Annotated in this window: 12 protein-coding genes; 7 read left to right on the forward strand and 5 right to left on the reverse strand. The window is 34.2% G+C overall.

Features of this window, described 5'->3' with window-relative positions:
* Positions 1-384: 384 nt before the first annotated feature.
* Together BMW36_RS12960 and BMW36_RS12965 are read left to right on the forward strand one after the other, a co-directional pair.
* Positions 385-702, forward strand: a complete 318-nt coding sequence (locus BMW36_RS12960; protein WP_089741766.1) for a DUF771 domain-containing protein — start codon at positions 385-387, stop codon at positions 700-702.
* Positions 703-863: 161 nt separating this feature from the next.
* On the forward strand, positions 864-1,610 hold the full coding sequence (locus BMW36_RS12965; protein WP_089741768.1) for a tyrosine-type recombinase/integrase: 747 nt from the start codon (positions 864-866) through the stop codon (positions 1,608-1,610).
* Between the two features lie 336 nt (positions 1,611-1,946).
* Here the strand turns inward: BMW36_RS12965 and BMW36_RS20600 are convergent, their stop codons facing one another.
* The 3 genes from BMW36_RS20600 to BMW36_RS12975 form a co-directional block, all read right to left on the reverse strand.
* Positions 1,947-2,327, reverse strand: coding sequence for a hypothetical protein (locus tag BMW36_RS20600; RefSeq protein ID WP_245711677.1), 381 nt, complete (start codon positions 2,325-2,327; stop codon positions 1,947-1,949).
* Between the two features lie 184 nt (positions 2,328-2,511).
* The gene (locus tag BMW36_RS20605) at positions 2,512-3,441 is read right to left on the reverse strand and encodes an SIR2 family NAD-dependent protein deacylase (protein ID WP_245711678.1); all 930 of its coding nucleotides are present in this window, start codon (positions 3,439-3,441) and stop codon (positions 2,512-2,514) included.
* A 719-nt stretch (positions 3,442-4,160) separates the two neighbouring features.
* Positions 4,161-4,433: a hypothetical protein gene (locus tag BMW36_RS12975; RefSeq protein ID WP_089741770.1), complete on the reverse strand. Its 273-nt coding sequence runs from the start codon at positions 4,431-4,433 to the stop codon at positions 4,161-4,163.
* A gap of 234 nt (positions 4,434-4,667) precedes the next feature.
* On the opposite strand from BMW36_RS12975, the gene BMW36_RS12980 reads away from it, so the two are divergent.
* Positions 4,668-5,900, forward strand: coding sequence for a tyrosine-type recombinase/integrase (locus BMW36_RS12980; RefSeq protein WP_089741772.1), 1,233 nt, complete (start codon positions 4,668-4,670; stop codon positions 5,898-5,900).
* A gap of 677 nt (positions 5,901-6,577) precedes the next feature.
* Entirely contained in the window at positions 6,578-7,783 is a 1,206-nt protein-coding gene (locus BMW36_RS12985; protein ID WP_089741774.1) for a tyrosine-type recombinase/integrase, read from the forward strand.
* Positions 7,784-7,948: 165 nt separating this feature from the next.
* On the opposite strand, the gene BMW36_RS12990 is transcribed toward BMW36_RS12985, so the two are convergent.
* Both BMW36_RS12990 and BMW36_RS12995 read right to left on the reverse strand, forming a co-directional pair.
* A complete protein-coding gene (locus tag BMW36_RS12990) occupies positions 7,949-10,642 on the reverse strand; it encodes an S-layer homology domain-containing protein (protein WP_089741776.1) in 2,694 nt (897 codons plus the stop codon).
* A gap of 376 nt (positions 10,643-11,018) precedes the next feature.
* A complete protein-coding gene (locus tag BMW36_RS12995) occupies positions 11,019-11,906 on the reverse strand; it encodes an aminoglycoside 6-adenylyltransferase (protein WP_089741778.1) in 888 nt (295 codons plus the stop codon).
* 181 nt (positions 11,907-12,087) lie between these two features.
* Between BMW36_RS12995 and BMW36_RS13000 the strand changes: the two genes are divergently transcribed.
* The 3 genes from BMW36_RS13000 to BMW36_RS13010 all read left to right on the forward strand — a co-directional run bounded on the left by BMW36_RS13000 (position 12,088) and on the right by BMW36_RS13010 (position 14,282).
* Positions 12,088-12,363, forward strand: coding sequence for a YqhV family protein (locus BMW36_RS13000; RefSeq protein WP_089741780.1), 276 nt, complete (start codon positions 12,088-12,090; stop codon positions 12,361-12,363).
* 147 nt (positions 12,364-12,510) lie between these two features.
* A complete protein-coding gene (locus tag BMW36_RS13005; RefSeq protein ID WP_089741782.1) occupies positions 12,511-13,011 on the forward strand; it encodes a DUF3231 family protein in 501 nt (166 codons plus the stop codon).
* An 89-nt stretch (positions 13,012-13,100) separates the two neighbouring features.
* Positions 13,101-14,282, forward strand: a complete 1,182-nt coding sequence (locus BMW36_RS13010) for an MFS transporter (RefSeq protein ID WP_089741882.1) — start codon at positions 13,101-13,103, stop codon at positions 14,280-14,282.
* The last annotated feature ends 62 nt before the right edge of the window (positions 14,283-14,344 follow it).

The raw sequence follows: 14,344 nt of genomic DNA on the forward strand, positions 1-14,344 counted from the left end.
TATCGCAATGCTCAAAATTCAAACGTTAATTTACTGCTTAAGAATGAATTATTTAGATCTTTTGATCGAATTCAAGAACATAGTGGGAGGATATTCCCCACACTCATAAGCTTTTGTTAATCGTAACTCAATTCTTTGTTTCTTCTTGAGTTAATATTGCAGTATAAATAGTAACAACGGAAAATTACTATATCCAAGAATGACAAAATGATACACATAGCTCATATTTCGACCAACGATTTATTTTAATAAGTTTTTTGATCAATACTATTTCTAATCTAACAACTTAAAATGAACAAGGAAAAACCCCAAATGACAAGACTTTCTATAAGTCTATCATTTGGGGTTTTATTCTTATTCAAATAAAAATAAGGAGAAAACATAATGCAGAATTTGCAAGTGCAATTAAAGTTTCAAGTCCCCGAAGATTACGTAATTATTAAAAAAGTTGAATTAGAAGAATTAAAACGAAATGAATTAGAAGGTAAATATTGGACGATGCGTGATTTAGAAAATCGTATTAACCGTAAACAAGAAGGGATCAAGGAAAATGTATTGTACCCTTCTGAATTCAAAGAAATATTAAATGTTGAAAATGGAGGGTTTGTCTATTACCCAAAAGCTCGTGGACAATTATGGTCATTTCAAGCGACTAAAATGGCTAAATTTCTTGAAAATCATTTCATAGATATTTTCAGCTAAACTATAAACCTATTATCATATACCTTTTCAAGTGTTTTATGAAATGAGACTTTGACAGATGTTAAGTCAAAGTCTTATTTTCTTAATTAATATTATAACATTACAATTTATTGTATCAGCAGCATGGCTAAGTATGAAAACAACTATTAGGAGGTTTACAAATGGCGAGTATTATAAAAAAGGGTAAAGGTTATGGTTATAGTATATGCAATATGGAAGATGGAAAACAGAAACCAATTAGGAAATTTGGTTTAAAAACTATAAAGGAGGCACGAATAGCAGCTAATGAAATAGAAAATATGCTTGCAAAAGGAGCTTTACCTCAATTAGAACCACTTCCTTTTAATAAATATTTTAATAAATGGACTGATCTATATAAAAAGGATATATTCATCTCTACAAGAAATAATTACAATTATTCCGGGTTATTACTAAAGAATTTTTTTGGTAACATGCCAATACAAAAAATAGATAGAGATAAATACCAAGAGTTTTTAAACTCCATTGGAGAAAATAGAGCTAAAGAAACTGTTCAGAAAGTCAATGATCATATTCGTTCTTGTGTGGAAAATGCAGTAATTGACCAAATCATTCCTCATAACTTCACAAGAAAGACAAACATATACTATACAAATGATGCAAAAAGTCCGGTGGAAAAACACTTAAATGTGGGTGATAGTCAAAGATTATATAAAACGCTTTATGAAAGAATAATTAATGAGGGTAAAAAGAGTGGTTTAAGCACTTATATGGTATTTCTTGCATTAGCTAGATACACTCATGCAAGTGTTTTACTTTCTAAGGGGTTGCCGCTACAATACGTTTCTGAACGTCTAGGTCACAGAAATATTGATACAACCAAGCATTTATTAGATCTTTATTCTACACAGATAGAAAAAATACAGTAAAAAACTCAGGATATTTACCATCCATTATAAAAAAAGACCCAGCTATAATTTTAATGTAGAAAATAAATAATTTAAGCATTTGGCATATTAAAGCAAAAACACTTGAAATTTTGTTAAGTTCATTGTCATTAAGGTTAGTCCTCTGCAATGTTTTTACCAGCACTTGTTACAAGGAATTATTCAGGATTTTTCTGTCTGTTCTGTTCCAGCAATAAGTTTCTACTGCCCTCATAATAAACCCAAAAGCAGTGTGATTTCTTCTTAAATCCACTGCTTTTATACTTGACTTGGATTCTCGAAAAGGGAGTGACCTAGAAGTATGTATAACTACTAAAATTAATTTTTAAGCTTAATTAATTCAAGTAATAAATTTATGTCATCATTTGTCAAACTTTCTTTAGAAAAACTTTGTAGTCTTTGTTGTCTCTTAATTGGATGTTCTGCAACAGTCCTACAATCACTCCCCATTTTATCCACCCAATGCGATACGTATTGTTGTACTTGTTCAGGTAATGTCTTAATATCTGTGCTTCTATTAATCCAGTTACTAACATTCCATGCAAGAGGAGGTGTTGGTTGCCATCCCCAACTATAAACATTTTCAATTGCCTTTGCTGCCAGAACAATATAAAACTTATCTAAGCTGTATTTAGAACTAATAAAGAATGTATCTGTAGCATACTTACCTTTTAGGCTCCTTACATTTGAAGTTGCCATAAGAGCGGATACAATTTCCAATCTGTTTAAGGGATTGGTAATTTTCAAATTAAATATCGATGAATTTAATGCATCCGTTTGTTTATCAGTTTCTGCTTTTTGAGCAAGTTTAACAAAAATACTTACGATTCTTTTCTCATAATCTAGGGGAATCTTTGATGCGTCACAGATTTCCCTAAATAAATCAATTCCAACAGTAAATGTTTTTTCCTCTACAGCCTTTTCTAAAAGTAAGTTCTAATTCCTGGTTACTAACCACTTTTATCGGTCTTGGATAAACAGGTGTAAAAAATTCTTTAATTTCCTCATTAACTTTTTTAATCCTCGACTTTTCAAGCATATGTTGCAAGAATAAGTTAAAGGCCTCTACATTATTTTCTGCCTCTGGAAATTCATTTAAAGGATCTATTAATTCAATTCCATATTGATTGCATACTAGTTGGAGTTCATCACTATATTCGTAGGCAATCAAATAAGAATTTGGTAACTCACCGTAAAACGCTTTCTGGAGTTCAGCAAACATTTGTCGGATATTTATATCACAGAAACTATAGCCTATGAACAACAAATTTTCAGCTAATAAATCAGCACGCAACCGAATATTAAGTGCATTTTCTTGCTTATCCATTCTTTTTTTATAATCCTCGGTTGTAAACACTATGGATTCAGGATAGTTAAGATCCCCGTGAAACTTGATGTAAAGCTGCTCATTTAACTTAATATCAGCAAAGTCCTTTAATTGGACTATTGTTTTGTATCTCTTACCGTATTTTTCATACCCTTTCTCCATTACATTATCCTGATTTGTAGTGTAAATAACTGGAACACCCATGTTCATTATTGTTAAATGGATATATCCTTTTTCATCATTAAAATTATCAATTTCTAATCTATTTTTTAAAAAGGAACAGAACTTATCTCTTCCAAATATATCTAGATACATTTGAGCGGTTTCCAAAGTGTCTTTATCCTCATCTAACCCAATAGAATTAGCCATCTCTTTCGTAATCGTATCCCAGTCTGAAAGCATTGAAGCGGAACAACCAGCCCCCATAAAAGGAACCAATTTTTGCTTTGCGGCCAATTCACCTAAAGTATCAATAATTTTACTCATTCTAATCCCCCCTTCTCTTTCCTATTTCATAAGTATAAATTCGAATAAGAGATTTTTTATTTACAACTCAACAGATAATGAAAAGTGTGTTTAATATTTTTATTATTAGTAGCTCCTTCGAATCCGCTACTCCCAATTTACCATTTATAATAAAGCAATTTTTATGCGTTTGCTATATTACTATCAAATATTTGATTGTTTGCGGAGAAACTCCAATATTAATTTTTATATTATTTTTAGTCTATCAATCACACTCTATTTTTCAATTCATATAATCATAGAAAATACAAAGAATAGGGTGATCTAATTTTTATGTAAAAGGAAAAATACCGAAGCAGACATTGTAAGACTTTTTGTAAAAGGTGCGAAAAAAAGCGGTGCAAAATCGGTAGGTATTAGAAAAGCAAATTAATAAATTTTATATTACATATTAGATTCCTTATAATAAGACAAACAAACGTTTACTAGTGTTAAAGTAAGTGATTTTTGTATTGCAAGATTGAATTCTACGATAATTATTTCTGATGTTAGTCCATGCATAAGTTTAGAAAAAGGAAGTACTTTAAGGGTACTTCCTTCTATGCAACAACGAACTCATTTACCAATAGATTGCTATTTATGTTTACCATTATATCTTCCTACTATTTGCCCATGCTATTTTAATTTGTATTAGCTCATTTACTAACTTTCCTCTATTAACTGTACTGTAAAATTCATCTTTACCATTCATCGATAATTTCTTCAATTACATTCTTTGCTTCTTCCCAATAATAAAATCTTTTTCGAGCTTTTCTTTTCTCAATTAATTTAAAGCGAGGATCATTCAGAAACTCTTCCTCCATGTGACGTCGGGACATAGAGCATTTTTTACATAAAGTGTCCACATCTACCAAGAATAAACTCTCATGAACTTGTTCATCAATTTTTTGTTGAATATATTTTTTAATTGAATCAGTATCTAATTCAACATTAATCTTTGCTTCAGATAACATGCCTTCACCTTCTTTCTGTCCTATTGTCCATTATTCATGTAGTAATGGAACTTGCTGTAAAGCATATTAGCATCCAATTTTACTAATTCGAATAGCTTTTCAAATAAAAAATAAATTTTCTTAAAGAGGTTAGAAAGAAAAATTTTATAATGTAATATGTTTATACTAATTCAATTTGCTAGATTACATTTCTTTTGTTTGCATTTGCCCATGCTTATAGAAAGGAATAGAAATATGAAACTAAACAAATCAAAAAAAGACCCAGAACTTTACTATTATTCTGATACAAAAGGTAAAAAGAAGTGGATGTACCGTCATAAGTATTACGACCAGTATGGGAAAAGAAGAGAGAAAAAGGGACGATTCAATACGGAGAAAGAAGCATACCAAGCTCTCTTAAAATTAAAAGTGGATACCATAAGAGGAGCCACTAAGCCGGTTGAGTTTTCAAATTATACGGTTGCTCAATGGTTTGATACTTGGTATGAAACCTACAAACATAATTGGAAAATTAGTACTCGTACGCAGAGGGAATCTGCCATTCGTGTGCATATAAAACCTTTACTTGGTAGTTATAAACTTTCTGAATTATCAAGGTCAACTTTCCAAAAAGAATTCATAAATACACTTCTTAACGATAGTAAGAAACCCAAGGAACCTAGTACTGTAAAGTCCCTTTATAGCATATTTAAAATAGGAATTAATTCAGCGGTTGAAGAAGAAATTATACCAAGAAACCGTTTTACCAAATTACAGATAGGCATTGAGAAGAATGAAGAGGACAAAAAGAAGGATAAAAATGAAAAGAAGAAAAATGCTTCAAAATCTAGTTTAAAGGGAAACTACTTAGAAGCTCATGAATTGAATAAATTGTTAGTTAAAGCAAAAAAAATCTTAAACATTACAAATTATACCTTACTATTAACATTAGCTTATACTGGATTAAGAAAAGGAGAAGGAAACGGACTATGTTGGAATGATATTGATTTTGAAAATCGAACACTTACCATTGAGAGAACAAGAGATAATAAAGGGGTTCGTCCACCCAAAACAGATAATAGCTATCGTATAATTGTTCTTGATGAATCTATTATTGATCAACTAAAAACTTATAAAATTTGGTGCAAAAAAACACTATTGGCTTTCGGGCGTCATTTGAAGGAAGAAGATTTTGTTTTTATCTCCTATCAAACAGGAAGACCGTTATCCGATAACACTGTAAATAACGCTTTAGATCGTGTGATAAAAAAAGTGGGCATTAAAAGGATCACACCACATGGTTTAAGACATACTCATGCAACTATACTTCTTAACGATAAGGAAAATAGATCCACTGTTGAAGATGTTGCTGCAAGACTTGGGAATACCCCAGAGGAAATTCACAAAACTTATCATCATATTTTACAAGAACGTAAAAAAGAGACAGCTACTCTGTTTACTGAGTTAGTAAGTTCAGCTGGAAATTAATAATTATACTAATATAATGGAATATCAATATATACAGAACAACGAACGAACATCCTAAGTGGAAGTTCGTTTTGTTATTCCCTTTATATACGTCCTCCATTTGGCGATATTCTTGAACTAAAACAGGAGCTGAAAAAAAGAATAAATTCTAGATATATTTTAGTCTCATCAACATATTTCATACTTCATAGAATATTTGATTTTAAAGTTGGTTTAATATCATTTACTAAATCTATCGGCTTCTGAAAATATATTTCAATTCTTTCCTTTCTGGTAACTTCGTAAGAGGCCAATTAACTAAACAGCATAATTCTAATTCTACAATATTCGGTAACTTTTGAACTTGATTTTGTTTTCATTGAATCATCCACTTTATATATTGAGGGAATTTTATTTGAAGCAATAAATAATCCTGTTTCATTGAATGGTTTATTGCAAAAATAAGTTCCCTACGATGGGGGACGAATTACACAGACTATCAAGTTATGTACTAGATTAAGTACCCCTTTACCTTCAAATATCACAAAACTACCTCATATCATATAATCACCTATGTACATTTGGAGACATTTTCATTTTCATGAAGTATAATTAATAATGGAAGCACAATTTAACTCATTCCGTATCCGAAGCTTTCTTTCTATCCCTTCATCCATGCTAAAGAAAGGATAGAAAGGATGGAGTATTACAAATCGAAAAAGGATCCAGAGCTTTATTATTCCATTAACGATAAAGGTGAAAAACGCTGGATGTTTCGTCACAAATATTATGATTCATTAGGAAAACGTAAAGAGAAAAAAAGACGGGGATTCCTCACCGAGAAAGAGGCGTACCAAGCTCTATTAGATGTAAAAACGAATACACTTACAGGAGCTATCAAACAAGTAGAGTATTCAAATTTCACCGTAGCTGAATGGTTTGAACTCTGGTACGAAACACATGAGTTAGACTGGAAACCTACCTCTCGCCAACAGCGAGAGATGGCCATTCGGCTACAAATCAAACCATTGTTAGGCCATTACAAGCTTCAGGAATTGGATAAAACAACTTACAAACGAGTCTTTATTAATCCACTTCTCAAAGAATACAAAGTAGAAACTGTAAAGCTTTTTCACCGATTATTTAAAATTGGAATCAATGCAGCTGTAGATGATGAAATTCTACCTAGAAACCGTTTTACGAAAATTACTATTCGCGATGAGAAGGAAGAGCTACTTTCCAAGGGGAAAATTTTAAAAGACAATTTCTTAGAAGCGCATGAGTTGAACAAATTATTATCTATCGCAAAAGAGCATGATAATATCACAAATTACACACTATTCTTGCTCTTGGCTTATACAGGATTGCGACGTGGTGAAGCTTGTGGACTACAATGGAAGAATATTGATTTTACTAAGAGAACACTAACCGTAGAACGGACCAGAGATAATAAGGGGGTACGATCTCCCAAAACCACTAACAGTTACCGTACAATCCTAATTGATGATATCTTAATCCAGCAATTGAAGACATACAAAAAGTGGTGTAAAGAAACGAAATTCAAATTTGGACACCTTTTGGTAAAGATTGATTTTATTTTCATCTCTTATCAAACTGGAAATCCCATCACAGATAACAGTATCACTTATTCTTTAAGACGTATAATAAAAAAAGCTGATATAAAACCGATCACTCCTCATGGACTAAGACATACACACGCGACACTTCTTCTTAGTCAAGGTAAAAGAGGAGCAAGTATTAAAGTTGTTGCTGAACGACTAGGTAACACACCACAAATGATTCTTGACATATACGGTCATACATTTTTAGATTTGGAAGAAGAAACCGTTCAATTATTCTCTGAGAGTCTTAGTGGGGCCAAAACTGGGGCCAATTCTGAATAATACTGGTTTAAACGTTGATATATCAAGGGTTGAGAGATTCGTTGCATACTACTCTCGTTAATCTATTCATAATCAACATTACGCAAAGAATCCCCTTTTTAGGGGATTCTTTTATAATATAGAAAGCTGCCAGCTAGTGCTGGCAGCTTTTTCATTATTAACTTATTATTTTGCTTCAATATGGGCAATTACTTGATTACCTTCATAAGTGACACTTATATCTTCACCATTAACTGTCACATTATCAAATTCACCTTCCACCGTGTCAGCTGTTATGATAATAATGTCTTGAGCTTTTCCTGCTTCATAATCAGAAAGGTCTAAATTCAAATTACCGCCCTCCACAAAAAACAGACCGTTAACATTTAGCTGACTGCTGTTATCATCGATTGTAATATCTAGGTTTCCAGCCTCCATTGTGAAATTTCCATCTAAATGTAAAGCTTCATCTGCACTAACTAAAACTGTTCCATTCTCGATATAAAGGTCTCCATTTCCAAAAGCAGTCGAGGAAGCAGCTTCTAAAATTCCTTCCTGAAGCAATGTTCCTCCAGTATAACTGTTATTGCCTGTCAATGTAAGCATTCCCGTACCTTGTTTGGTAAGCATACCACTGCCGCTAATATCATTTCTCCACCAGTCATGAGCATTAAACCTGCCCTCAGAAGCATCCATATTCACTGTAACATTGCTTAAAAACGCACCATATCCATCGGCTGCTGTTACCAAATCAATTCTGCCCCAACCGTTTGATTCATCTAACACCGGGTAACCTGATTCTATTGATGTAGTATACAATACTTCTCTGCGCTGTTTATCTGTCAGATAAGGCTGGCGAGTTTCTAATAAAGCTTCTGCTCCTTCTGGTATTACGGGTTTTAATCCGATTGTACCTGTTTGTGGTAATCCGTAAGTTAGTTTTTCCCTGTAGAAAGCTTTATTAGCATCATGATCCTCCCATTTCTCCTCTTCATACGCACTTTCGAAGTTGTATTCAGTTACAGTATGGGCATATTCATACAAACTCATGTTATTCGCTTCAGCTAATTCACCAAAGACCTCACCTGCATTTTCATAAGCTTTTTTCATAACCTCTTTGTTTTCTTCTTTATTAAACGCATATGCGGTCATTGCGGTAGCCTGGATTCTGGCACCAATTACATCAAGTGGAGAGTGCATACCTGAAACTATTCGATTTTCTCCCATTTGTGCTGCTCTGGTTAAAAATTCTGAATATCGTTCAGGGGTCGAATATGCAAAAGCAAATGACGACAAATAGGATGCACTTGTATGCCCGCTTGGATATGCTCCATCTTTTCCTCTTCCATCTTCAGCTTTTCTTTTTACATATTCTAATGCAGGTATTATTTCTACATTTGTTTCATATTGTTGAAAATGTTTTTCTCCCGTTACTTTTTTTCCACCTGAAGGTAAGGCTTCTTCTACAGTTTCACCGCTGCCTATTGTCTCCCAGACAGGTAGTCCGTTTGCATCGACCACTTCTATCACTTCTCCGTTTGAGTTCATTCTATAAGGTCTCGGAGAAGAGAAAAAGTATTTGGAAGGATTGGAAGATGCCGGTGTTCTTTGTCTAATAAGATCTACTAAATCAACGACCTCCGCCAATTCAGAATCTGCTCCATCACCAAGCCCCTGATACTGATCTTCAACTGTTTCTTCTTGCAATACTGTGTTCATTTCATCTGTAGTTCTTATGACACTTGTTTCTGCATTAACTATCTCTGCATAAGTATTTGCCAGTGGTCCGAATGCTTCCATCATACTGTATGTTTTATCTCTCTGGTCATCATAATATGCAGCCAAAGCCTCTTCATCTGTTCTGTTTTGTGTGACATCTTCTACATATTTTATATTAGCAACCCAAGTCTCTGAATTTCTTATTTCTTCGTTCGCATAAGTCTTCTTGTCTGCTACTACTTTAGTTTCATCATTTTTATATCCATCAAAATATACAGAAGGTCCATCACCGTAATTTGCCAATTCACCATTTGCTCCAGGCTCAATTAAGGCTGTTCCGTCTCTCCAGTCAGGCTGGTTCATTGACCATATGTCATCAAAACCGTCTAAAATATGAATAAACGGATTAGTTGCAGCTATATTCTTTAAGACAGGATCATCCGCATTCCCTCCATTTTTCACTGCAGATAACGGCTGCTCAAATTCAGGAATATCTACAGACAGCACATCCTCAGTTCCTTGTGGTTTGGAAGGTTTGACGACTTCATCACTTTCTGAAACATTATGTAATGTCATTACAACTTCTGCCCTGGTAATATTATGGAGCGGCTTAAAGCTTCCATCAGGATAACCTACCATAAGATTTTCAGCTGCAACTCCCCCTACAAACCCTTTGCTCCAGTCTGATATAGATTCAGAATCTTTAAACGAATTTGCGGATTCTTCATCCTTATTCAAACTTTTAATAACTGCTATCACTTTTGCCGCTTCCTGTCGTGTTATGTGATCATCAGGCTTCATAGTATTATCAGGATAGCCATCCAAATATCCCGCTTCCACAGCTTTAGCCACATCTGTAAAGTACCACGCATCTTCAGTTACATCATTAAATATTATTTCGGCTTCATTCTTATAACCAAAAGCTCGATTTACCAGACTCATAAATTCTGCTCTAGTTATGAACTTATCGGGTTTAAAAGTACCATCAGGATATCCTTCAATTAAACCCTCATCAACCCATGTCTGTATTTGTTCCTCTGCAAAATTCCCATTAATATCGGTAAGTTGGCTTACAGCCTGAACAGGAAGCATAGAGTATACCGTTGTTAGCGTAACAATGATTGCTGTAAACTTTATAAATTGTTTTCTTAAAAATTTCATCTTTTTTCTCCCTTCACCTATTAATTGCTAAACCAATTACATTTAAAGAACGTTCCAGTGTAGTAATCCATCCATTAAAGAGGAGCAAAGCTGCTAAAATCCTTATATTGTGAAATTTATATATTTAACTATCTACTTTCTCTCCGTCATTCTATTTACCACACTAAATCCATCATAAACAGTGTAAGTTAAGTTAATTTATTGGCAACGTAAAAATTTTGTTAATTTTTGCATAGTTTTGAGAAAAACTAATGATAATTGCAAAGATCTAGGGTTTACAATCAACAGTTCAAAGGAATCCGAGATGAAAAAAGACGTTTATTCCTGTGAAAAACACCAGTAATTACCCGCGTCACTTTCTGACTTAACCCCCCCTTTAAAAGTATCGCTCAGTCGTGCTGTTCCCATCTGATTCAACAAAGGTTCTGGCATATTGTTCTGCCTCCAGCGGGTACTCTGCATAAAGCAAATCATATAGCTCTACAGCTAATTGATGAAAGAGATTCATTGTTTGATTTAATGCAGACCAAATATCCTCTTTATCGTAGTAGGCATAAATTTGCTGAAAAGATTGTAAAGTCTTATCATCTGCCCATTCTTCAAAAAAGCGAACGCCATGCCATGGCTCAACATTTCCCTCATTTTTAAGCATCACGCTCCATTTTAAAAAGGAAATAATAATGTTTTTCATATAAACATCACAAGTTACTTTTGCATCAAGAAGTTCGCCCCTCCTAAGTTTTTTGGCAACTAATACACTATGATACCAAAAGTCATTTACCATATTTTTAACAACATCCATCTCTATTTTCCCTGCATTTTCTTTTGCTCGATCTAGATTTTTGGCAGATTTGAAAAGGTTGCTAACATAATCACCCTTATCTGCTAATACCTTCACACCTTTAGATAATACATTCCTAACAGCTGTATGATCGGAGAATTGTTGTAGTTTCTCAATTGGAAAAACAGCAAAATCTACATCCACACCATTCTCAAACAAAACTCTTCTCTCTAAGCCGATATCCCCAAAAATTTTTTCAATAAATGTTATCATTGGCGTTTCCAGCTGAGTTAACCAGTTTTCATTATGGATCAATATATCTGGATTCTCTGTGAAAATAACCAGGTCAAGATCTGACCACATATCTGCCGGCTTTTCTTGTCTGGCTCTGGAACCAACCATAAGAACTACTTTTATATCCTCATTACTACTTACAAATTTCAAAAAACGTTCCAATATTACATCGTGCGTTAACGTTTTCATTTTAGTACACCCTCTTTTTCCAGAATAAAGTTACCATTTCTTCCTTATTATACTGATTACTGTATTTTATTAGTATTTTATTATGATTATTTCATTGGATGAAGCATTATTTTAGTCCTTTGCCGGACAAGTTGTGCATATAAATTATTAGAAATAGATTTACATAACTGGAGGAAGAAAAATGTTTATTTTACTGGAGAAAGTTGTATTAGGTATGGCTTTTTTGAGAATACTGTCAGGATGTATCGAACTATTCGCAGCATTCCTGATGATTCGTTTTAATGATGTAGAAAAGGCAATTATTATTAACAGTTCTCTTGCTTTTATCGGACCGCTCGTATTGCTCCTGACAACCGCAATTGGATTATTCGGAATTGCTGATCAGCTCTCCATTAAAAAATTCTTTTGGATCTTTTTTGGAGTTGGTTGTATTCTGTATGGTGTAAAAAGCAGTTAATTGATCTTATTCTGTTTCATTCCAGGAATAGAGATACCTCTTCTCCATCCAGGAGATGGGGTTTTTTATGCTGAAATATGTTGCAGAGAACATATTTTTCCCGTATTTGTTTAAACTAAATTGTAAAATAAAATAGGAGGGCTTACGTTGGCAATGCTAAATGGAAAACCAGAAGATGAACCATTGCATTCAGGAGAGATTTATCACCTCTGGACTTATCTGTACAATACGAAAGGATCTTTAGTTTCTATGCAGGTATTTATCAATCATTCCGGAGATAATGATTTAAAAGCATTTTTTGAAGATCTTCTCGAAAGCGGATTTACCCAGGAGGTGCAGCAAGTGGAAACATTGCTTAAAGAAACAGGAATTCGTTTGCCGCCAGCTCCACCTGACCGTCCAAATGTTGAAGTACAAGACATCCCAGCGGGTGCCCGTTTCAATGATCCTGAATTGGCTGTCCTTGTTCAAAAGGAACTGATGACAGGAAAAGTCTTATGCAGTTATATCATGGGAATCTCTATCCGTGAAGACATCCGGGAGATGTTCGGAGACTTCCATAACCAAAAAGAAGAGAATGAAGTGAAATTACTGCAAATAATGAAAGATAAAGGCTGGCTTACTTTACCGCCATTAAACATTAAATAATTTACAAAGTTAAAGCAAGGAGTAGAAAACTGTTGAACTCGAAAAATAAAGGTAATGTAATTGCGGCAATAGGATCCATTCCATTAATTATGACACTTGGAAACTCGATGTTAATTCCAATATTCTCTGACATGAAATCAGCCTTAAAAATATCACAAATGCAAGTAAGTCTAACGATTACAGTCTTTTCTATTGCAGGGGCGATCTTCATTCCGATCGTTGGTTACCTGTCTGACCGGTTTTCACGGAAATTAATTATCATACCTTCACTAATTCTGTTTGGACTTGGCGGATTACTGGCAGGACTGGCTGCAGCCTTTTTTTCTAATGCATATATCTGGATACTGATTGGTCGTACCTTGCAGGGAATCGGTGCGGCAGGAACTGCTCCAGTTGCAATGGCCTTAACAGGTGATCTGTTCAAAGGGGGAGAACAAAGCCGTGTACTTGGAATCTTTGAAGCATCAAACGGTCTTGGAAAAGTCCTCTCTCCAATAATTGGAGCACTTCTGGGGCTGATTGTGTGGTATTCAGTGTTTTTTGCATTTCCCGCAATATGCCTTGTCTCACTTTTACTAGTCATATTTTTTATTAAAGAAAAAAGCAATCGCCAGGCACCGCCACCATTTAAAAAATATGTAAGGGGATTGTTCAGTGTTTTTAAACATGAAGGAAGATGGCTTTTTACTGTTTACTTAGCTGGTGGCACCTGCTTGTTTACACTGTTTGGGATCTTGTTCTTTCTCTCAGACACGTTAGAATCAAAATATTCTATTGATGGTGTATGGAAGGGATTAATTTTGGCAATTCCTCTTCTTATTATGGTGACAACTTCCTATATCACTGGGAGCAAAATCGGGAAAAACTTTGAGAAAATTAAAAGACTGCAGTTAATTGGGTTTGGTCTTATGACAATTTCTTATGCTTCATTAGTTTTTTTTGAAAAAATAGTGCCTTTTCTAATCGTTCTTGCATTTAGCAGTATCGGAGCAGGCTTAATCCTTCCCGGGGTCAACAGCTTAATTACCGGTGCGGTTGGAAAGGAAAGAAGAGGTTTTGTTACTTCACTATACGGTTCTGTACGATTTTTAGGAGTAGCATTGGGACCGCCGATCTTTTCCCGTCTGATGGACTGGAGCAGAACAGGAATGTTTGTTTCCATAGCCGGTCTAACTCTGTTTATCGGACTGCTCATTCTTTTTCTCCTCCATGTCAAAGGAAAAGATGGCAAAAAGAATACGAAAACCAAAGTACGTTATAAATATGTATAAATGCACAATAAAAGAGAAATTAGTAAGGGGATAACTTGAACATTTCTCTTCCCCTCAATCTC

This window comes from Gracilibacillus ureilyticus (assembly GCF_900111195.1).
In the GTDB taxonomy this organism is placed as follows: Bacteria; Bacillota; Bacilli; order Bacillales; family Amphibacillaceae; genus Gracilibacillus; species Gracilibacillus ureilyticus.

Excerpts from the sequence above, each read along its gene's own strand:
- BMW36_RS12960 (WP_089741766.1), top strand. The coding sequence starts at position 385 with ATGCAGAATTTGCAAGTGCAATTAAAGTTTCAAGTCCCCGAAGATTAC.
- BMW36_RS12965 (WP_089741768.1), top strand. The coding sequence starts at position 864 with ATGGCGAGTATTATAAAAAAGGGTAAAGGTTATGGTTATAGTATATGC.
- BMW36_RS20600 (WP_245711677.1), bottom strand. The coding sequence starts at position 2,327 with ATGGCAACTTCAAATGTAAGGAGCCTAAAAGGTAAGTATGCTACAGAT.
- BMW36_RS20605 (WP_245711678.1), bottom strand. The coding sequence starts at position 3,441 with ATGAGTAAAATTATTGATACTTTAGGTGAATTGGCCGCAAAGCAAAAA.
- BMW36_RS12975 (WP_089741770.1), bottom strand. The coding sequence starts at position 4,433 with ATGTTATCTGAAGCAAAGATTAATGTTGAATTAGATACTGATTCAATT.
- BMW36_RS12980 (WP_089741772.1), top strand. The coding sequence starts at position 4,668 with ATGAAACTAAACAAATCAAAAAAAGACCCAGAACTTTACTATTATTCT.
- BMW36_RS12985 (WP_089741774.1), top strand. The coding sequence starts at position 6,578 with ATGGAGTATTACAAATCGAAAAAGGATCCAGAGCTTTATTATTCCATT.
- BMW36_RS12990 (WP_089741776.1), bottom strand. The coding sequence starts at position 10,642 with ATGAAATTTTTAAGAAAACAATTTATAAAGTTTACAGCAATCATTGTT.
- BMW36_RS12995 (WP_089741778.1), bottom strand. The coding sequence starts at position 11,906 with ATGAAAACGTTAACGCACGATGTAATATTGGAACGTTTTTTGAAATTT.
- BMW36_RS13000 (WP_089741780.1), top strand. The coding sequence starts at position 12,088 with ATGTTTATTTTACTGGAGAAAGTTGTATTAGGTATGGCTTTTTTGAGA.
- BMW36_RS13010 (WP_089741882.1), top strand. The coding sequence starts at position 13,101 with ATGACACTTGGAAACTCGATGTTAATTCCAATATTCTCTGACATGAAA.